Source organism: Streptococcus infantis (assembly GCF_047463275.1).
GTDB classification, from domain to species: Bacteria; Bacillota; Bacilli; order Lactobacillales; family Streptococcaceae; genus Streptococcus; species Streptococcus infantis_AF.
This window is the reverse complement of sequence record NZ_JASHEE010000001.1, coordinates 288,484-309,499: the sequence shown is the minus strand read 5'-3', so window position 1 is coordinate 309,499 and position 21,016 is coordinate 288,484. Positions and strand designations below refer to the sequence as shown.

20 protein-coding genes are annotated in these 21,016 nt (G+C 40.0%); 1 reads left to right on the top strand and 19 read right to left on the bottom strand.

Annotated features, from left to right (window positions below):
* Positions 1-27: 27 nt before the first annotated feature.
* The 11 genes from QM923_RS01580 to QM923_RS01530 form a co-directional block, all read right to left on the bottom strand.
* On the bottom strand, positions 28-1,995 hold the full coding sequence (locus QM923_RS01580) for a peptide ABC transporter substrate-binding protein (protein ID WP_414290611.1): 1,968 nt from the start codon (positions 1,993-1,995) through the stop codon (positions 28-30).
* 21 nt (positions 1,996-2,016) lie between these two features.
* Entirely contained in the window at positions 2,017-3,039 is a 1,023-nt protein-coding gene (locus tag QM923_RS01575; protein ID WP_414290610.1) for a branched-chain amino acid aminotransferase, read from the bottom strand.
* A 129-nt stretch (positions 3,040-3,168) separates the two neighbouring features.
* The gene (gene parC, locus QM923_RS01570) at positions 3,169-5,646 is read right to left on the bottom strand and encodes a DNA topoisomerase IV subunit A (protein WP_414290609.1); all 2,478 of its coding nucleotides are present in this window, start codon (positions 5,644-5,646) and stop codon (positions 3,169-3,171) included.
* A 186-nt stretch (positions 5,647-5,832) separates the two neighbouring features.
* Positions 5,833-6,651 carry an aminoglycoside 6-adenylyltransferase gene (locus QM923_RS01565; RefSeq protein WP_414290608.1) on the bottom strand — a complete coding sequence of 273 codons (819 nt, stop codon included), beginning with the start codon at positions 6,649-6,651 and terminating at the stop codon, positions 5,833-5,835.
* Positions 6,641-7,183, bottom strand: coding sequence for a hypothetical protein (locus QM923_RS01560; RefSeq protein WP_414266193.1), 543 nt, complete (start codon positions 7,181-7,183; stop codon positions 6,641-6,643). Before QM923_RS01560 ends, QM923_RS01565 begins: the two co-directional genes overlap by 11 nt.
* Complete coding sequence (locus tag QM923_RS01555; RefSeq protein WP_414290607.1) at positions 7,180-7,668, bottom strand: hypothetical protein; 489 nt, start codon at positions 7,666-7,668, stop codon at positions 7,180-7,182. Before QM923_RS01555 ends, QM923_RS01560 begins: the two co-directional genes overlap by 4 nt.
* 49 nt (positions 7,669-7,717) lie before the next feature.
* Positions 7,718-8,125 carry a YkvA family protein gene (locus QM923_RS01550; RefSeq protein WP_006153213.1) on the bottom strand — a complete coding sequence of 136 codons (408 nt, stop codon included), beginning with the start codon at positions 8,123-8,125 and terminating at the stop codon, positions 7,718-7,720.
* Between the two features lie 33 nt (positions 8,126-8,158).
* Positions 8,159-10,102, bottom strand: a complete 1,944-nt coding sequence (gene parE, locus QM923_RS01545; RefSeq protein WP_414290606.1) for a DNA topoisomerase IV subunit B — start codon at positions 10,100-10,102, stop codon at positions 8,159-8,161.
* 127 nt (positions 10,103-10,229) lie between these two features.
* Positions 10,230-11,072: an amino acid ABC transporter substrate-binding protein gene (locus QM923_RS01540; RefSeq protein ID WP_414290605.1), complete on the bottom strand. Its 843-nt coding sequence runs from the start codon at positions 11,070-11,072 to the stop codon at positions 10,230-10,232.
* A 9-nt stretch (positions 11,073-11,081) separates the two neighbouring features.
* A complete protein-coding gene (locus QM923_RS01535; protein ID WP_414290604.1) occupies positions 11,082-11,711 on the bottom strand; it encodes an amino acid ABC transporter ATP-binding protein in 630 nt (209 codons plus the stop codon).
* A gap of 10 nt (positions 11,712-11,721) precedes the next feature.
* Positions 11,722-12,363 (bottom strand): amino acid ABC transporter permease, encoded by a 642-nt coding sequence (locus QM923_RS01530; RefSeq protein ID WP_414290603.1) that lies wholly within the window; start codon positions 12,361-12,363, stop codon positions 11,722-11,724.
* Between the two features lie 216 nt (positions 12,364-12,579).
* Between QM923_RS01530 and plsY the strand changes: the two genes are divergently transcribed.
* Positions 12,580-13,221 (top strand): glycerol-3-phosphate 1-O-acyltransferase PlsY, encoded by a 642-nt coding sequence (plsY, locus tag QM923_RS01525; protein WP_254804135.1) that lies wholly within the window; start codon positions 12,580-12,582, stop codon positions 13,219-13,221.
* Positions 13,222-13,250: 29 nt separating this feature from the next.
* Here the strand turns inward: plsY and QM923_RS01520 are convergent, their stop codons facing one another.
* From QM923_RS01520 to QM923_RS01485, 8 genes are all read right to left on the bottom strand, one after another.
* Positions 13,251-14,207, bottom strand: coding sequence for an ABC transporter permease (locus QM923_RS01520; protein WP_254724067.1), 957 nt, complete (start codon positions 14,205-14,207; stop codon positions 13,251-13,253).
* 2 nt (positions 14,208-14,209) lie between these two features.
* Positions 14,210-15,268 (bottom strand): ABC transporter permease, encoded by a 1,059-nt coding sequence (locus tag QM923_RS01515; RefSeq protein WP_225750201.1) that lies wholly within the window; start codon positions 15,266-15,268, stop codon positions 14,210-14,212.
* A complete protein-coding gene (locus tag QM923_RS01510) occupies positions 15,261-16,796 on the bottom strand; it encodes an ABC transporter ATP-binding protein (protein WP_414290602.1) in 1,536 nt (511 codons plus the stop codon). The genes QM923_RS01515 and QM923_RS01510 overlap by 8 nt, the downstream gene beginning before the upstream one ends.
* A gap of 141 nt (positions 16,797-16,937) precedes the next feature.
* Positions 16,938-17,999 (bottom strand): BMP family lipoprotein, encoded by a 1,062-nt coding sequence (locus QM923_RS01505; RefSeq protein ID WP_414290601.1) that lies wholly within the window; start codon positions 17,997-17,999, stop codon positions 16,938-16,940.
* A gap of 90 nt (positions 18,000-18,089) precedes the next feature.
* Positions 18,090-18,479: a cytidine deaminase gene (locus tag QM923_RS01500; protein WP_414258948.1), complete on the bottom strand. Its 390-nt coding sequence runs from the start codon at positions 18,477-18,479 to the stop codon at positions 18,090-18,092.
* The gene (deoC, locus tag QM923_RS01495; protein WP_414290600.1) at positions 18,466-19,128 is read right to left on the bottom strand and encodes a deoxyribose-phosphate aldolase; all 663 of its coding nucleotides are present in this window, start codon (positions 19,126-19,128) and stop codon (positions 18,466-18,468) included. Before deoC ends, QM923_RS01500 begins: the two co-directional genes overlap by 14 nt.
* 17 nt (positions 19,129-19,145) lie before the next feature.
* Positions 19,146-20,429, bottom strand: a complete 1,284-nt coding sequence (locus QM923_RS01490) for a pyrimidine-nucleoside phosphorylase (RefSeq protein WP_414290599.1) — start codon at positions 20,427-20,429, stop codon at positions 19,146-19,148.
* Entirely contained in the window at positions 20,426-21,016 is a 591-nt protein-coding gene (locus tag QM923_RS01485) for a class I SAM-dependent methyltransferase (RefSeq protein ID WP_414290598.1), read from the bottom strand. The genes QM923_RS01490 and QM923_RS01485 overlap by 4 nt, the downstream gene beginning before the upstream one ends.

The following is a 21,016-nucleotide window of genomic DNA, read 5'->3' as shown; positions in this document are numbered from 1 at the left end:
CCTTTATTCCAAAAATACTAGTCTGTTTTATTTGACATGACTTTCTAGTTCTTTTTGGTATTTACTGTTTGATTCCAATTTTTCTTTTTGCCATTTTTCAAGAGCTGCTTGATATTCTTTAGCAGATACAATTTCTTTTTGCAATTTCATTCCCTTGAAGATATATGGATCACCCTTAATACCTACTTGTGAGTATGGTTTAGAGAATGGAACAACGTTGCTGACAACTGGTGAACCACCTGATGAAGCGGTTGGCATCAAGAGAGAGCTATCAGTGAGCCATGCTTGAGCTTTAGCATATTTTTCATATCTCTTATCCAAATCGTTTGTTTCAGAAACTGCATCATCCAAGAGTTTCTTATATTCGTCCAGACCAAGTTGAGCTACTACTTCCTTGTCTTTACCTTTCGTAATACCAAGGTGTTTCATAGCAGAACCAGTCTTAGGATCCATGATATTAAGATAACTTGCTGGGTCTTGGTAGCTTGGAGCCCATCCAGTACTGTTCAAGTCATAGTCTTTTTGAGCTGGAACACGCGCCTGCGATGTAATGCTTTCCTTTTCGTTATCGGTCATCTGAAGGACATCAATCACGACATTTTCAGAACCAAGTGTTGATTCGATTGATTGTTTAAAGGAATTGCTTTGTTGAACGGCAATTGTATCTGTCTGTTCAACTGGAACATCCAAATGAATTGGGAAGGTTACACCTTTTGCTTCCAATTCTTTCTTAGCTTTCTCAAATGAAGCCTTAGCTTTATCAGGATTGTAGATGGTATCTTTTCCATCTACAAGCTCAACGCCTTTCCATTGGTCTCCATAGTTGACCAATTCTTTTTGAGCGATATCACCAAAGTTTTTACCACCAGATTGTACAAAGTTTTCTGGAACTAGACTGTTACGAATAATCTTGTCCGCACCATCTTCACCATTGAGTTGTGCAGCATATGAATGACGGTTGAAGGCAAAGTTGATTGCTTGACGGAAGTCCTTGTTCAACATCGCTTCTTTTGTAGAAGTTTTCTGTTCTTCACTTGTTTTCGCAGTCTTATTGTAAGATTGACGGTTTACGTTAAAGGTAAAGTAATAACTAGTTGAATCCTGTGGACTGTATGTGATTTTATCTCCGTATTGTTCCAATGTAGAAGCAAAGTTTGAGCTACTTGGGAAGATACGAGCTGTTGTATAAACACCTGAAGAGAAGCTACGGATTAATGATTCTTGGTCTGAACCATCATAGTAGGTCAATTTTACTTTCTCAATTTTAACCTTCTCTTTATCCCAATAATTTGGGTTCTTTTCGTATTCGATTAAAGATTTTGAAGTCAATGTCTTCAAGATATACGGACCATTATAAAGAATACCAGATGGACTTACTGCTCCGTAGTTCTTACCTGAAGCTTTGAGGAATTCCTCGTTTACCGGCAACATGGTTGCTGAAGTTACTTTCGAATTCCAGAAACTTTCAGGTGCATTAAGAGTATACTGGACTGTGTAGTCATCCAATGCCTTAACCCCAACTGTAGAGAAGTCATTAGTCTCACCAGTCATATATTCATTCAAGCCCTTAATGGAGTTTTGAATAAGAGTAACACCGTCTGATTTACCATCTGCTACGTGTTTTAGTCCAGTAACAAAGTCATGCGCTGTTACTTCTGCGTATTCTTCACCCTCTGAAGTATACCATTTAACCCCTTTACGAAGTTTATAAGTATAAGTCAAACCGTCTTGTGAGACACTCCAGTCTTCTGCTAGTGAAGGAACCAAATTTCCATATTCGTCGTTTTCCAACAATCCATCAACAACGTTACCAATAATATCCGTTGTTGAAGTACGAGTTGCAATACTGTAGTCCAAAGATGATGGGTCTACTCCATAGACATAAGAGAAGGTTGTAGGTGCATCTGCTTCTTTATCAGCTTTACCACAAGCCACAAGAAGAACTGCTGTACTCAGGACAACTCCTGCTGTTAACATCCACTTTTTCGTTTTCATAAAGATCTCCTTTAATAATGTTTAATCTACTTTTACAATCCAGCCTTCTGGTGCTTCAATGTCACCAAATTGGATACCTGTCAATTCATCGTATAGTTTACGAGTTACTGGACCAACCTCTGTTTCACTGTAGAAAACATGGAAATCATCACCGTGTTGGATTCCCCCAATAGGTGAGATTACTGCTGCTGTTCCACAGGCACCTGCTTCTACAAATCGATCCAGACTATCAATTGGTACATCTCCCTCAACAGGCTTCAAGCCTAAACGATGCTCTGCTAGATAAAGCAAAGAATACTTAGTAATCGATGGCAAGATTGATGGACTCAGTGGCGTTACAAACTCATTATCAGCTGTAATTCCAAAGAAGTTTGCTGAACCAACTTCTTCAATCTTAGTGTGGGTTGATGGGTCTAGATAAATAACATCTGAGAAATGACGGGATTTAGCCATTTTTCCTGGCAAAAGACTAGCTGCATAGTTACCACCGACCTTGGCAGCTCCTGTCCCATTTGGTGCAGCACGGTCATACTCATCTTGAATCAAGAAGTTTGTTGGAACCAATCCACCCTTAAAGTAATTTCCAACTGGCATAGCAAAGATAGTAAAAATATACTCCTCAGCTGGTTTTACCCCGATGATATCTCCAACACCAATCAAGAGCGGACGAAGGTAAAGTGTTCCACCAGTCCCATAAGGTGGTACGTAGTCCTCATTAGCCCGAACAACTGCTTTACAAGCCTCTACAAACATTTCTGTTGGCACTTGTGGCATCAAGAGACGGTCACAGGTACGTTGCAGACGTTTAGCATTTTCATCTGGACGGAAGAGTTGAATACTGCCATCCTTTGTACGATAGGCTTTCAATCCTTCAAATGCTTGCTGTCCATAGTGAAGGCTTGGAGATGATTCTGAGATATGCAAGGTTGCATCCTCTGTTAATTCTCCTTGAGTCCATTGTCCATTTATAAAATAAGCGATATAACGATAAGGTAGTTTCATATAGGAAAAACCGAGATTTTCCCAATCAATCGTAACGGTCATGACAATCTCCTTTATTCTAATCAAGCTTTGTGTTCTATTCTACACTATTCTCCTAAAAATTCAAGTATTATTTGTAATTTTCTGAAAATTTTACTTATAAAAAATCAGTCACTAGGACTGATTTTCTTCTTAATTATCTTTTTCTTCTTTAAAGACTTCTTTGAGGTAGGCATCGAAAACTTCCTCGTCTGAAATAGTATCTGAGATAAAGCTTCCATTACTTGTGCGATCTGATAGATTCAAATCCTGTAAGATTGATTCGTAAATCGTTCCATTATTTGATTGGATAACAAGAGTTTGTTCGCCATCTTCTACTTCTGTACTGAAGAGATCTCCGATATATCCTTGTTCTGAGACAGCACCGGCCAAGAAGACGCGATGTGGTTTACTCTTCAATTCTCTCAGAACTTGAAGACCACGCTTAGCACGACTGGTTGCTGGAATTTCCTCTGTTGATACACGTTTCAAGCTTCCACGTTGCGTTAACAGATAGAAAGATGAAGTATTGCAGATAAAGACAGCTTGAAGCTCATCATCTGCTTTCAGATTCATAGCTTTAACACCTGCAGCCTTGGCTCCAACAACTGGAACATCTTCGATATTAAAGCGAAGGGCATATCCATTTTTACTAATCAACAAAACATCATCCAATTTAATCGGAGCAACTGCTACAATCTGGTCAGTCTCATCTTTCAACTTAGCATATTTGACAGACTTAGAACGATAGGTTCTCCATGGAGAGAATTCTTTGCGTTCGACACGCTTGATTTGTCCAAGGCGAGTCGCTGCAAAGTAGGTCGTCGCATCATCAAACTGATCCACAACTTCTACGTATAGCACTTCTTCATTGGTTTCAAAGTTTGTAATCGTTTGGCTCAAGTGCTCCCCGATATCCTTCCAACGAATATCTGCTAATTCATGGACAGGACGGTAGATAACATTTCCTAGTGTTGTAAAGATTAAGAGATGTTGAGTTGTCTTAACAGATTGGATAAATAGCAATCGGTCATCATCCCGTTTACCAATTTCCTCTAAGGTTGAAGCTGAGAAAGAACGAGGGCTAGTACGCTTGATATAGCCAGCTTTCGTCACGCTGACGTATGTATCTTCTTCAGCGATAAGGCTAGCTGTATCAATCTCGATCACTTTTGCTGTATCTTCTAAAGAACTCAAACGAGGAGTCGCAAATTGTCTCTTGACCTCACGAAGCTCTTTTTTCATGAGATTGTACATTGTCCGTTCGTCACCAATGATAGCCGCCAGCATAGCAATCTTCTCACGAAGTTCTGCTTCTTCTTCCTGCAAGACAACTACGTCTGTATTGGTCAAACGGTATAGTTGCAAGGTAACAATAGCTTCAGCCTGCTCTTCAGTAAAATCATAACTGACCTTGAGGTTTTCCTTGGCATCAGCCTTGTTCTCAGAAGCACGGATAAGAGCAATGACTTCATCTAAAATCGAGATGACACGAATCAAACCTTCCACGATATGGAGACGTTTTTCAGCCTTTTCCTTGTCAAAGCGAGAACGTGCCAAGATGACCTCACGACGGTGGGCAATATAGCTAGATAAGATAGGCACAATTCCAACCTGACGAGGGGTGAAATTGTCAATCGCAACCATGTTGAAGTTGTAGTTGATTTGCAAGTCAGTATACTTGAAAAGGTAGTTGAGAACAAGCTCGGTGTTCGCATCTTTCTTGAGTTCAATAGCAATGCGAAGACCGTCACGGTCAGACTCATCACGAACCTCAGCGATACCTGCCACCTTGCTATTGACACGAACTTCATCAATTTTCTTGACTAAGTTAGCCTTATTAATCTCATAAGGAATCTCAGTGATAACGATTTGTTCCTTACCACCTTTCAGTTTCTCGATTTCAGTCTTGGAACGAACAACCACGCGCCCCTTACCAGTTTCATAGGCCTTTTTGATCTCGTCACGACCTTGGATGATAGCTCCTGTAGGAAAATCTGGCCCAGGCAAGAATTCCATCAACTTATCGACCTTAGCAGTTGGGTGATCAATCATGTAGACTGTCGCATCGATAACTTCAGCCAAATTATGCGGTGGAATATCTGTGGCATAACCAGCTGAAATACCTGTTGAACCATTAACTAAAAGGTTTGGAAAGGCTGCTGGTAAGACAGTTGGTTCTTTCTCGGTATCGTCGAAGTTCCATGCAAAAGGAACTGTCTTTTTCTCGATATCCTGAAGAAGATAACCAGCAATCTCAGACAAACGAGCCTCAGTATAACGCATTGCCGCAGGTGGATCTCCGTCCATAGAACCGTTATTTCCGTGCATTTCAACTAGAATCTCACGGTTTTTCCAGTCCTGAGACATACGGACCATGGCATCATAGATAGAAGAATCTCCGTGTGGGTGAAAATTACCCATGATGTTCCCGACAGACTTGGCAGACTTACGGTAGCTCTTGTCAAAAGTATTGCCATCCTTATTCATAGAATAAAGAATACGGCGTTGAACCGGCTTCAATCCATCCCGAATGTCTGGCAAAGCCCGGTCTTGAATGATGTACTTGGAGTAGCGACCAAAGCGCTCTCCCATGATGTCCTCTAAGGACATATTTTGGATATTACTCATATAAGATACAAAGGGACGTTTCGGCCTGCCGAAAATTTCTGTAGAAAAATAGGAAATCGCTGCAGGGTTCGATGAACCCAAGGCGATTTATCTTTTTTCCTAAGTCTTAGTCCCGTGTTCAGTTACCTCTAGTAACCAAACTATCCTTTCTGTAGTTTAAAATTATAATTTGTGTTCTTTATTTTCTTAGTGATTTAGAAGGTTCTCCTCAGCATATCTCATCATCTTCTCAGCTACTTCCTGATTATATTCAAAGCTCATCTTTTGTGCTAGACTTTGAGCTTCTTGGTGGAAAAGTTGTATAGTTGCTAATAAAGACTGAGTGATTTTCTCTATACTTGAAAAATCAAGGAGAGCAGAGAATTCCTTCTCCTTCTCAGCAGGCAAGTAGTTAAAGAGATACTTGTAGTTCTTACCGATATCGACTGTTCCATTATCACTTGCTACCTGCCAGGCCAATACTTTTAACAGTTCTTGCTGACAAATACCGTAGAGATGGTCAGTAGCATAAATGACTTGCTTACGACAAATTCCTTTGACCACGTAGGCTGACACCCACCAAAATTCATTACAAGATTTTTCAAAATCCGTCTCACTAGCTGGACTTGTCCAGAAGCGCTCTGGACTGGGAGAATAAGACTCAAACAAGCCCTTCTCGTCTACTAAAACTGTGTAAGCAGTTTCGCTATCTACCCATTCTTGCAAATGTTCTTTTGGACAGAGGGTCAAATCAATGCGATTCCCATCTTCAAAAAGCATGAGGTAGAGACGACGGTTGCCTAGGATATTATGTTGCTCAATGATACGTGTACCAAACTGGTCCAACCAAGCAAGGTCACTCGTTAGATTATCTAAATTATCTACGACATAGACAACATCATAGTCTTGAAATTTATCTTTTTGGGCTTTTGTATCAGTCCGTGAACCAGATAGAGCCACAGCATCAACTTGTAACTTTTTAGCTGTTTCTAAAATCAGTTCAAGCATTTCCTGGTCAGTTCTCATGTGGTTCTTCCTCAGTGGTCTCTATGTTCTGAATAACAGCATCTTCTTTTCTTTGCTGAAGAAGCTTTTGAACTCTTTTTCTTTCAAGTATCCAAAGTAGGAATTGAATTCCTGAAAAAAGGCCTTGCAAGAAAATAAGTATATAAATTTCTTTCGTTTCTCTAAATAATACAAAAACATTTACAATTGAGAAGAGAAATATAATCGTAACGTTGCATATTAATATCCGATCAAACTTACTAGGAAAATAATTGATGTGTTTGATACTTTTATAAAGATTAGTAATCGCATAAGTTAAACTTAAAGGTATATGGGCTAGTATATAGAATATCTGTAAAAATACTTTTAAGTAAGGTTCGTCTATCGACGGATTAAACAATACGAACATACCAATATTACACGCCGTAAATACTAAAGAACTTAATGAGTTTGAATAGTCTATTTCCTCTTTATTGGAAATTGCATCAAGAATTATACCAGCGATAACAATGATTTCGAAAAAGAAAAATATCATTATTAAAGGACTGTTCACTGTTCAACCTCCTTTGCTTTCTGAACTCTTTTTCTTTCAAGCTCTCCGACTATAAATTGGATAATTGAACTGATTCCAAAAAGTGGTAGCAGCAACATAATTCCCATTTCTTCAGTCAGCATTAAAAAGAGGAAGTTAATAACTGAAAATATTTCTAAAAACCAGGCATTTATCTTAAGAAATTTTGAGTAACCACTAGGATAATGTTTGATATGTTTATTGCTCTTATAAATAGCTGTGAATCCAAAAGCAAGGCTCACTGGTGTGAAAATATAAAAGTCAAAAACATAGAAGAGCAAACCTGCATAAGGATTAGACCTTAAAGGATTATCAAATAAAAAGACACCTGTGGTTACTATAGTTAATAGTAAAAATTCAAGAAAGCGAATTTTCTCAGGTTTTCCTGGTTTAGCAATCATATACGTAACTGCTCCTAGAACCAGGACTATCACAAGAAAAGGAGTATCGGACAATAAACTAATCATGATGTACACCTCTTTTAGAAAGCCAAGATCATTAAGAAGGAAGATCTAATTAAATTAATCCTTGAGCTTGACGCCATTTTTCATAATTTTCGATATCAATGCTAACCATATTCATACAAAGTCCTAGAACAGCCATATCATCCAAGAAGCCTGCTAACGGAATAAAATCTGGAATAATGTCAATTGGGGAAAGGAAATAAATAAGTGCGCTTAAAACGGCTAAAATAGTCCCATAAGGAACCGTGGTGTATTTCCCTTGAACATAATTTTTCACTAAAGAAATCATGACTGGGATCATTGTAAATTTCTTACCAACCAATGGCATCTCTTTAATTTTTTGTTCCAAACGGTACAAAAAATCATCTAATTCATCTTTATCGTTTAATAAGGCTTCAGATTGCGCATAGCCACTTTCAAGAGCTTCTTTAACTTGCTCTTCACTTAGATTTTCAGACATATCTCGTCCTCCATTTGTATTTATATCCTAATTTTAAAACACAGTCGCTTCTTCCAACGTAAACTTGACATTGTCTTCAATCCACTTACGACGTGGTTCGACCTTATCACCCATGAGGACATTGACGCGACGTTCTGCACGTGCTAGATCTTCGATTGTAACACGGATAAGAGTTCGAGTTTCTGGATTCATGGTTGTTTCCCAGAGTTGGTCCGCATTCATCTCACCAAGTCCCTTGTAGCGTTGAAGTGTTGCGCCTTTGCCAAACTGCTTGCGAAGCTCTTCTAGCTCACCATCTGTCCAAGCATAAGCCACTTCTTCTTTCTTTCCTTTACCTTTGGACATCTTGTAAAGAGGCGGAAGGGCGATATAGACATGTCCTGCCTCGACTAGTGGACGCATGTAGCGATAAAAGAAGGTTAAGAGAAGGGTTTGAATGTGGGCACCATCGGTGTCCGCATCGGTCATGATAATGATCTTGTCATAGTTAGCATCTTCAAGGGAGAAATCTGCCCCAACACCAGCCCCGATGGTATAAATCATGGTATTGATTTCTTCATTTTTGAGGATATCCGCCATCTTGGCCTTGGCTGTATTGATGACCTTACCACGAAGAGGCAAAATAGCCTGAAACTTACGGTCACGACCTTGTTTGGCAGATCCACCGGCAGAGTCCCCCTCGACCAGATAGAGTTCGTTCTTAGCTGGATTTTTAGATTGAGCTGGAGTCAATTTTCCAGACAACAAGCCTTTGTCTTTTTTATTTTTCTTACCATTTCGGCTCTCATCACGCGCTTTACGTGCTGCTTCACGGGCATCACGGGCCTTGATGGCTTTACGAATCAGATTCGAAGCCAATTCCCCATTTTCCATAAGGAAGAAAGTCAACTTATCAGCCACAATCCCATCTACAACTGGACGAGCTAGTGGACTTCCAAGTTTGTCCTTAGTCTGTCCTTCAAACTGAAGATGTTCTTCGGGAACTAGGATAGAAAGAACAGCCGCTAACCCTTCACGGTAATCTGAACCTTCAAGATTTTTATCTTTTTCTTTGAGAAGCCCCGTCTTACGTGCATAGTCATTCATAACCTTGGTAATGGCTGACTTGAGTCCTGTCTCATGCGTTCCACCGTCTTTGGTACGGACATTATTGACAAAGGACAAGATGTTATCTGAAAATCCATCATTATACTGGAGGGCTACTTCTACTTGGAAACCATTGTCTTCCCCTTCAAAGTATAGAACTGGTGTCAAGGTTTCCTTGTCTTCGTTAAGATAAGAAACAAAGTCCTGTACTCCATTCTCATAGTGGAATTCGATTGCTTCATCTGTTCGCTTGTCCGTTAATGACAAGGTTACATTCTTCAAGAGAAAAGCTGACTCATTGAGACGCTCTGAAATGGTATTGTACTTAAAGTCTGTCGTAGAAAAGATACTAGCATCTGGCATGAAGGTCACTTTGGTACCTGTTTTAGACTTAGGTGCAGTTCCAACCTTTTCTAGAGTGGTAACTGGCTTGCCTCCATTTTCAAAACGTTGTCTATAAACTGCTCCATCACGAGTAATTTCTACCTCTAACCAACTAGAGAGGGCATTGACGACAGAAGATCCAACCCCGTGGAGACCTCCTGATGTCTTATAACCACCCTGACCGAACTTTCCTCCAGCGTGAAGGATAGTAAAGATAACTTCAACCGTTGGAATGCCCATAGCATGCATTCCAGTCGGCATTCCACGTCCGTGGTCTTGAACCGTTAAACTTCCGTCTTTATTAATGGTCACATCGATCCGGTCACCAAATCCAGACAGGGCTTCATCGACCGCATTATCGACGATTTCCCAGACAAGGTGGTGGAGACCAGCACCGTCAGTCGATCCGATATACATCCCTGGACGTTTACGGACCGCATCCAACCCTTCTAACACCTGGATGGCATCATCATTATAATTGTTAATATTGATTTCCTTTTTTGACACAAGGAACCTCCTATTTGTTCATCTTTTCTATTTTACAGGTTTTCTAAGGATTTTGCAAAGTTTTTCTAATTGAGCAGATCTACACTCAATTGTTTATTCCTCAAAAAAAGAAACCAAGATAAAAATCTTAGTTTTCTTTTCCTTTAACGTGATTTGTAGCCACATCTTCACCAAACCATTTCTTGCTTATTTCTTGGAATTTACCTTCTTGATAAAGGTCTACAAAAGCTTTATTCAAATTTGCTAACAAGGTCTTATCAGCTGGTCTCACACCAACTGCAAAAGACTCACTCTCAAAACCAGCAGGAAAAATCTCATACTGATCTAAAATTCCTTCAGTTTCAAGATAATAATTGGCGTAAACACGGTCAATTAAAAGGGCATCAATCCGATCATTTTGCAAATCAATCAAGGCTTCGTTAAAACTCTGATATTGGTTGGCTTTTTGATCTTTTACGATATTTTTTAAGAGTTCTGGTTGGGCTTCGAAATCTATATAACCAGAAGATCCTGCCTGGGCACCCAAAACCTTGCCTGTCATATCAGACACTGATTGTATATTCTGAGATTTCTTAGAGACTAGAACCTGCTGATTCTCCATATAAGGAATGGTAAAAGCAACCTTCTCACGGCGTTCATCAGTCGCTGAATATCCATTCCAGATAGCATCAATGGTACCGTTTTGAAGTTCGGTTTCCTTCATGTCCCAATCAATGGGTTGAAACTGTACTTTGAAACCAAGTTTCTCAGAAACAGCCTGTGCTAAATCAATGTCAAATCCAGCATATTGCCCATTCTTTTCTTCAAAGCCCATGGGAACAAAGGTATTGTCAAACCCGATGGTAATGGTTCCCTGTTCTTGGTATTTGTCCCAATTATCGACTTTGGGATCACTAGCTTTTTGTGTGCATCCTACCAGGAAAAAAGCCAGAAAGAATACAAAAACAAGGCTGATTTTCTTTCGATTCATAGATACCTCCTACTTAGGCTCTACTTTGAGAATCTGGTCAGCAATATTCTCTGCAAACTGGAGATCGTGAGTCACGACAATCTGAGTCATGCCTAATTCTCGATTTTGTAGAATCAGTTTTTCAACCTCAAGACGCAACTCAGGGTCAAGGGCCGAAGTTGGTTCGTCATACCCAATCACTTCAGGATCTATCATCATAGCGCGTGCTAAGGCAACCCGTTGCTTTTGACCACCCGATAATGAGTATGGATAGGCATCTGCATGAGCTTCGAGACCCAGACGAGTTAATAAGTCGACTGCCTTCTTCCTGGCATCTGCTTCAGACATGCCCATAGTCTTGATGGGTGACAAAATCAAGTTCTCCATAACGGATAAGTGAGGAAAAAGCTGAAAATCTTGAAACACAAAACCTAACAAGTGACGCTTTTCAAGTTCATCCAAAGGTAGGGATTCTCCATTATAAAAAATCTCACCTGAATCAATGGTTTCAAGTCCAGCTAACATTCTAAGCAAGGTTGTCTTCCCACCACCAGAAGGTCCAACAATAGCCAAAATCTGCTTTTCAGGAATTGTTAAATTGAAATTGGATAATATTTCTTTTTTTCCAAATTTTTTGCTGATATTTTTTAACTCTAACATGGATAACCTCCTATCTATAGTAGCTGAACTTTTTCTCAAGTTTCTTAGCTATAATCGTAACAATACCAATCATGAGAAGATAGATAGCTCCTGCTAGAAACATTGGAATCAAGCTAGCATCACGATTGGCTGCAGTACGACTAGCTAGGATTAAATCTGAAATACCGAGTGCATAAACCAAAGAAGTATCTTTAACCAAACTCATAACCTCGTTAAATACACTTGGTAAAACAATCTTGGTGACCTGAGGCAAGATAATATAGCGGACGGTATCGATAGGTTTGAATTTCAAAACCTTAGCTGCTTCATATTGTCCTTGAGGAATCGTTGCAATCCCTCCACGGAATATTTCTGCAAAATAGGCTGCATAATTAAGCGTGAAGGCAATAATCGCTGCTGGTACCCGATCAAGTCGAATCCCGATACTAGGCAAAACATAATAGATAAAGATTAACTGCAAGAGCAAGGGTGTACCACGCATCACCCAGATATAGATGTCAATCATGTAATGGAGGGGTTTCCAATGGACCTGTAAGCAAAAAGCAACAAAAATACCTAAAGGAATTGAAAAGAGTAAGACCAGTGCAAATACTTGTAAAGTCATTGTCGCACCGCTCAATAAACTTGGTAATATCTCAAATAAGTAAGACATATTCCACCTCCTAAAAATAATTGTTCCTATTATAGCATAAATAAACATAAAATCAAGTTTTTCAGAAATTTTCATGAATTTTTAAAACTTTAGCCTTTATTTTTGAATAAAAATAGTACTCATGAAAAACTTATCAACTTTGGCAAAGTATCAGATGTCACAGCTAGTAAACAGATTCAGTTCCGTTTCTCTCCTAATTCATGGTATAATAGAAACATGATGACAATAGTATTATTAATTTTAGCTTATTTATTGGGTTCAATTCCTTCAGGCTTGTGGATTGGACAAATATTCTTTAACATCAATCTAAGAGAACATGGATCTGGTAATACTGGAACGACCAATACCTTCCGAATCTTAGGCAAAAAAGCTGGAATGGCAACCTTTGTAATTGATTTCTTTAAAGGTACTTTGGCCACTTTACTTCCATTAATCTTCCATGTGCAGGGTATTTCACCAATCGTCTTTGGACTTTTAGCAGTCATTGGCCACACCTTCCCTGTCTTTGCAAAATTCAAGGGTGGTAAGGCTGTTGCAACCAGTGCTGGAGTTATTTTTGGTTTTGCTCCTCTCTTTTGCCTTTACCTTGCAGTCATTTTCTTTGGAATCCTTTATCTAGGAAGTATGATTTCCCTCTCTAGTATTTCAGCTGCTATTGCTGCGATTATTGGCGTCCTTCTGTTTCCTCTCTTTGGATTTATTTTAACTAGTTATGACCTACTTTTTACTGTGATTATTATTGGTCTTGCAAGTCTAGTAATTGTACGCCACAAGGACAATATCAAACGTATCCAAAGTAAAACAGAAAATCTCATTCCTTGGGGACTTAACCTAACGCACCAAGAACCAAAAAAATAAAACGTCAGTTTCAACTGACGTTTTTTATGTTATTTAGACTTGATATAGTTGATACCATCTGCCTTCGGCGCAACAGCTTTACCAAAGAAGGCTGCTAGGACGACAATGGTCAAGAGATATGGTGCGATTTGCAAGTAAACGGCTGGTACTCCTTGCAAGAATGGAAGCTGAGAACCGATAACTGCCAAACTTTGTGATAGCCCAAAGAAAAGACTTGAAAGCATAGCACCAACAGGATTCCATTTACCAAAGATCATGGCTGCAAGAGCGATAAATCCAGGCCCTACGATAGTTGTAACTGAGAAGTTGACGGAGATTGACTGAGCGTAAATAGCTCCTCCGATTCCTCCAAGGAAGCCTGAAATCACAACTCCAAGATATCTCATCTTGTAGACATTGATACCCAAAGTATCTGCTGCTTGTGGGTGTTCACCAACTGAACGAAGGCGAAGTCCAAAGCGAGTCTTAAAGAGGATAAACCAAGCTAGGAATGAGAAAGCAATTGCTAGGTAACCTAGTAGACTAGTTGACTTGAAGAAGATATCTCCGATAACAGGGATATTAGCTAATACTGGGAAGTCAAAACGACCAAAAGTTTGCGTTAAGTTATCCGTTTGTCCCTTATTATAAAGCACCTTCACCAAGAAAACTGCCAAGGCTGGCGCCATCAAGTTAAGCACAGTACCACTGACAACATGGTCTGCACGGAAATGAACTGTAGCTACTGCGTGAACGAGCGAGAAGATAGCTCCGACTAATCCACCAACTAGAAGAGCTAACCAAGGAGTTAATGCTCCCAAATCTTGAGCAAATTCAAGGTTAAAAACAACTCCAGAAAAGGCACCCATGACCATGATTCCTTCAAGACCAACGTTAACAACTCCACCACGTTCTGAGAAAACTCCTCCGATACTTGTGAAAATAAGTGGTGCTGCATAAATCAACATCGAAGAAACCATAAGGGTTAACATTGTTGTAATCGACATCCTTATTTACCTCCTTTAAGTTGCTTTCTTGGTTTGACAAAGCGTTCGATGATGTAGTGAACGCTGACAAAGAAGATAATTGAGGCTGTAACGATACTTACAAGCTCAGATGGTACTTGTGCAGCATTCATACCAGGGGCTCCAACTTGAAGAACACTGAAAAGGAAGGCTGCAAATAGAATTCCAACTGGTGAGTTTGAAGCAAGTAGGCTTACTGCCATACCGTTAAATCCGATTGCTAATGATGAACCTTGAACATAAACGTTTTGGAAGGTACCAAGTCCTTCTACTGCGCCACCAAGTCCTGCAAGGGCACCAGAAATAATCATTGATAGAATAATGGTGCGTTTCGCTGAAATACCTGCATATTCAGAAGCATTTGGATTGAGACCAACTGCACGGATTTCAAAACCGAGAGTTGTCTTCTTAAGTAAGAACCAGATAACCGCTACTGCTATGATAGCAAAGAAAATTCCAATGTTCATACGAGAGTTTCCAGTCAACTCAGCAAGCCATGGTGTCTGATAGGTTGCATTTGCACTAACACGAATGGATGAGTCAGTACTTTGCATGATTTCTTTAGGGAAGTGATGAATAAAGGCATTGCCCACATAAAGAACAATGTAGTTCATCATGATGGTTACAATAACTTCAGATGTCCCAAGGTAGGCTCTTAAGATACCAGGAATAGCACCAACGATCCCTCCTGCAACTAAGGCAATTACAATCGTCGCAAGAATCATTAATGGTCGTGGCAAATCTGGGAAAGAGAGAGCGAACCAGCCACTCATAACCCAACCTGCGAGAGCTTGTCCTGGAAGACCAACGTTAAAGAAACCAGCACGGCTTGCAACTGCAAATCCAAGGGCAATCAGAATTAAAGGTCCCATAGCACGGAAGATTTCACCGATTCCACGAACACTACCAAATGCTGTGTAGAATAATTCTTCATAGCCCCAGATAGCATCGTAGCCAAAAATCCACATGACGATGGCTCCGAGTAGAATTCCTAGAATAACAGAAATCAAAGGAACCGAAATTTGTTGTAATTTTTTAGACATCACTCTTCTCCTTTTCCAATTCACCACCAGCCATCAAGACACCAAGCTCTTGCTTGTTGGTTGTTTCTGGTGTTACAATCCCTTGAATCTTACCATCGTGGATAACGGCAATTCTATCAGAGATATTTAGAATCTCATCCAGTTCGAAGCTGACTACAAGGACAGCTTTTCCATTATCACGTTCTTGAATCAAGCGTTTGTGAATGTACTCAATGGCACCGACGTCCAAACCACGAGTAGGTTGACTGACGATTAGGAGATCAGGATTTCGATCGACTTCTCGAGCGATAATTGCTTTTTGTTGATTTCCTCCAGAAAGAGCTGAGGCTGGAACAATCTCACTAGCAGCACGCACATCGAATTCTTGCATTAACTGTTTAGCGTACCCGATGATATTGGTGTAATTTAAGATTCCCTTCTTGCTAAGAGGTTCCTTATAGTAGGTTTGAAGAGCGATATTTTCAGAAATCATCATTTCCAAAACCAAACCATCGCGATGGCGATCTTCTGGAACGTGTCCTACACTCATTTCTGTAATTTGACGAGGGTGTAAACCTACGATAGACTGACCTTTCAACTCCACGCTACCAGACTCAATCTTACGAAGACCAGTGATAGCTTGGATTAATTCAGATTGACCATTTCCATCAATACCGGCAATTCCGACAATCTCACCAGCTCGAACATCGAGTGAGAGATTTTTAACAGCAGGAACACCACGGTTTTCGTTTACTACTAGGTCTTTAATAGACAGAATCACTTCTTTAGGTTGAGCTGCCTGTTTCTCAGTTTTAAAGGAAACAGAACGTCCTACCATCATCTCAGCTAAGTCAGCATTAGTTGCGCCAGCAATCTCAACTGTTTCAATAGATTTACCACGACGGATAACTGTAACACGGTCAGATACAGCACGAATCTCATCCAACTTATGGGTAATCAAGATAATTGATTTACCTTCTTTTACCAGGTTCTTCATGATAGCCATCAATTCATCAATTTCTGATGGCGTCAAAACAGCAGTAGGTTCGTCAAAGATAAGAATATCAGCTCCACGATAAAGTGTCTTTAGGATTTCAACACGTTGTTGAGCCCCGACAGAGATATCTGCAACTTTGGCAGAAGGATCCACAGCAAGGCCATAACGTTCAGACAACTCATTGATTTCTCGAGTTGCACGAGCAATATCTAGCACACCATTTTTGGTCAATTCACTCCCCAAAATGATATTTTCAGCAACAGTGAAAGCTTCTACCAACATAAAGTGTTGGTGGACCATCCCAATTCCTAAGCTAGCCGCTTTTGATGGCGAATCTAGCTCCACAACTTGACCGTTGACCACAATTTCACCACTAGTTGGTTCTAGAAGCCCTGCTAGCATGTTCATAAGAGTGGACTTACCAGCTCCATTTTCTCCTAAAAGTGCATGAATTTCACCTTTACGAAGTTCAAGGTTAATCTTGTCGTTAGCGACAAATTCACCAAAAACTTTGGTAATTTCACGCATTTCAATGACATTTTCGTGTGCCATGTGCTCTTCCTTTCAGAGTTTTATTTTGTTTCAATAAAACCTGCTAAAGATACTTAGCAAGCTCTATTGAGACAAAAACATTTGTCTCAATTCTTAAAGAAGCGGCCCAAGGCCGCTTCCAAAGAAATGACTTCCATCAATTTATTTTTCAGGAACTTTTACGCTTCCATCAAGGATTTTAGCTTTTGCGTCTTCAACAGCTTTTTTACCTTCTTCAGAAAGATTTGTTACTGCCAAGTCAACACCTTTATCCTTCAATGAGTAAACGATAGCTTGACCACCAGGGAATTCCCCTTTTTCAGCTTTGTTGGCAAGGTCTTTTACAGCTGTACCAACTTGTTTCAAAGTAGAAGCAAGTACAAAGTTAGCTTCTTTACCATCTTTAGAAGTATATTTACCTTCATCTACTTGGTCACGGTCTACACCGATAACCCAAACTTTTTCACTTTCATTTTTGCTTTCATTCAAAGATTTAGCTTCTGAGAAAACACCTGCACCAGTACCACCAGCTGCTTGGTAGATAACGTCTGCACCTGCAGCGTATTGAGCTGCAGCGATTGTTTTACCTTTAGCAGCATCACCAAATGAACCAGCGTAGTCTACTTGAACTTTGATTGATGGGTCAACTGATTCGACACCAGCTTTGAAACCAGCTGCGAAGCGAGAAATAACTTCAGATTCCATACCACCTACAAAACCAACTTGTTTTGTTTTAGTAGTTTTAGCTGCAGCGACACCTGCAAGGTATGCTGCTTCGTTATCAGCAAAAGTAGCACTTACAACATTTTTTTGATCTTTGATCACATCGTCAATCAAAACATAGTTTATATCTGTATGTTCTTTGGCAGCATCAGCAACTGCATTTTTAAGTGCAAAACCAATACCATAGATCAAGTTGTAGTTTCCAGCTGCTTGTTGCAAGTTGTTTGCATAGTCCGCTTCACTTGTTGATTGGAAGTAAGTATAACCTTTATCTTTTTCAAGATTGTGTTCTTTACCCCAAGCTTGAAGACCTTCCCAAGCTGATTGGTTGAATGATTTATCATCAACACCACCAGTATCTGTAACGATAGCTGCTTTAGTCTTCACATCAGAAGAAGAAGATGATGAAGCTGCGTTACGAGATGAGCGATTACCACATGCAGCAAGTCCAAATGCTGCTACTGCAACTAGACCAAGGCCTAGCCATTGTTTCTTGTTCATTACTGAACCTCCTAAATAAGATGCGCAACTAAGTTGCAAGTATATATTGATTGGTCACAAGGACCCTTGCCACTCAGAGAGTGACACAGACTATTGCAAGTCTGTAAAAGAATATGGAAGTAATTCCCCGACCGTCATCTCGACCGTCGTTTTATCTTTGGCGACTAGAGTCACCTTTAGATCTGGTTTAAAAAATTCGACCATAACTTGGCGACAAGCACCGCAAGGCGAAATTGGTTTTTCAGTTTGACCATAGACAACCAATTCTGAAAAGTCTCGTTGTCCTTCAGAAACCGCCTTAAAGATTGCCGTTCTTTCGCCACAGTTGGTCAAGGGGTAGCTAGCATTTTCAATGTTAACCCCTGTATAGATACTTCCGTCCTTGGCTACCAAAACAGCGCCAATCGGAAAATGCGAATAGGGAACGTAAGCTTTTTTACTAGTTTCAATCGCTAATTCAATCAACTCAGTAGTCGCCATCAGCTAATTCTCCTTTTAAGATTGCAACACCAGAAGATGTTCCAATACGAGTAGCTCCTGCTTCAACAAAGGCAACTGCATCTGCATAAGAACGAGCTCCACCAGCTGCTTTGACCCCCATATCAGGACCAACTGTCTGACGCATTAATTGAACATCTGGCAAAGTTGCTCCACCTGTTGAGAAACCTGTAGAAGTCTTGACAAAGTCTGCACCAGCTTTTTGAGCAAGTTGGCAAGCCAGAACTTTTTCTTCATCCGTTAACAAACAAGCTTCAATAATAACCTTAACAAGTTTGTCTCCACTTGCTTCAACAACAGCTTGAATGTCTGTCTCAACTAATGCAATATTTCCTGATTTTAGTGCACCAACGTTGATAACCATATCAATTTCGTCAGCACCATTTTGGATGGCTTCTTTGGTTTCATAGGCTTTGACAGCTGAAGTTGTAGCTCCAAGAGGAAAACCTACAACTGTACAAACCTTGACATCAGTATCTGCTAGACCAGCTTTTGCATGCGAAACCCAGCAAGGATTCACACAAACACTGGCAAAATCGTACTCTCTTGCTTCAGATAGCAAACGATCGATTTGTTGTTCGGTCGCATCTTGCTTTAAAAGCGTATGATCAATGTATTTATTTAATTTCATTTTGGATTTTCCTTAAATTAGGAGATAATTTCGATGATTTCACGCATTTTTAGCGTTTCATCACTCATTTTAATTTTAACATATTTTTGGAAATCTGTAACTAGTTCTGGAGAAATTTTGCCATTTGCATATACTTTTGCGACAATTTCACCCTTTTTGACTGATTCTCCAACTTTCTTCTCAAAAACAATTCCTGTTTCATAATCAAGAGCATCTGTTTTGACTGCACGACCAGCACCTAATCTCATGGCAAAAAGACCAAACTCCATGGCTGGTAGTTCTGCGATAATACCATCCTCTTGAGCAGGAATATCAATTACATGGTCAACTTTTACTGGACGATAGAGGTCTTCTAGGTTTCCACCCTGAGCTAGAACCATCTCTTCAAATTTCTTGAGGGCCTGCCCATTTTCAAGATGTTGCCTTACTTCCTCGACTGTTTTTTCAACATTTGCCAGAGAAAGCATAATCTGAGCTAACTCACAGATAAAGTGACTAATATCCTCGCGTCCTTTACCCTGAAGAATTTCTAGTGCTTCTAGAATTTCCAAGCGATTCCCAATGGCACGTCCTAAAGGTTGACTCATATCCGTAATGACTGCTACTGTCTTGCGACCAACAGCTTTCCCGAGATTTACCATGGTTTGAGCCAGTTGACGCGCCTCGTCGACTGTCTTCATAAAGGCACCTTCACCGACAGTAACATCAAGCAAAATAGCATCCGATCCAGCTGCAATCTTTTTACTCATGACAGAACTAGCAATCAGTGGAATAGTATCAACTGTTGCTGTTACATCACGTAGTGCATAGAGCAACTTATCCGCTTTGACTAGTTGGTCAGATTGACCAATAACTGAAACACCAATATCCTGAACCTGTTTGATAAAGTCATCCTGACTGCGTTCGACTTGAAAACCTTTGATAGATTCTAATTTATCGATTGTTCCACCAGTATGTCCTAGACCTCTACCACTCATCTTTGCAACTGGTACGTCAAAACTAGCGACTAATGGAGCTAAAATCAAGGTAACCTTATCACCTACGCCACCTGTAGAATGTTTATCTACCTTGATACCTTCAATAGCAGATAAGTCAAATTCCTGACCTGTCTTGACCATATTCATCGTCAGGTCAGAAATCTCACGTGTGGTCATTCCTTTAAAATAAACAGCCATGGCAAAGGCTGACATCTGGTAATCAGGAACAGTTCCTGCTACATAACCTTCAATCAGCCATTGGATTTCACTTGAGGTTAGTTCTTGACCGTCTCTTTTTTTCTGGATTAGATCTACTGCTCTCATTCTTTCACACTTCTAAGGATATAATATCCCTTGTCTTTCTTCACGACCTCACAATTACCAAAGACTTCTTCCATCTTGTTTTTGGCACTAGGTGCTCCTTGTTTTTTCTGGATGACAATGGTCAAATCTCCACCATCCAAAAGATAGTCAATACTTTTCTCTATGATTTCATGAACGACTTGCTTGCCTGCACGAATGGGCGGATTCGAAATGACATGATCGAATTGACCTTCTACCTGCTCATAAATATTGGACTGGAAGATAGTCGCTTGAACATTGTTTTTTACTGCATTTTGCTGGGCTAAATCCAGGGCACGATTATTGATATCCACCATGGTCGCTTGGGCACCATAAGCTTTAACCAAAGACAAGCCGATGGGACCATAGCCACAACCAACATCAAGAATTTTTTCATCTTTTTCGACATCTAGACATCTTAACAATAACTGACTTCCGAAATCAATCATTTTTTTACTAAAGACACCAGCATCTGTCAAAAAGGTCATCTTTTGCCCAAGTAGGTCAACTCTAAGTTCATGAACATCATGGGCTGCATCTGGATTTTCTGCATAATACATTTTACTCAT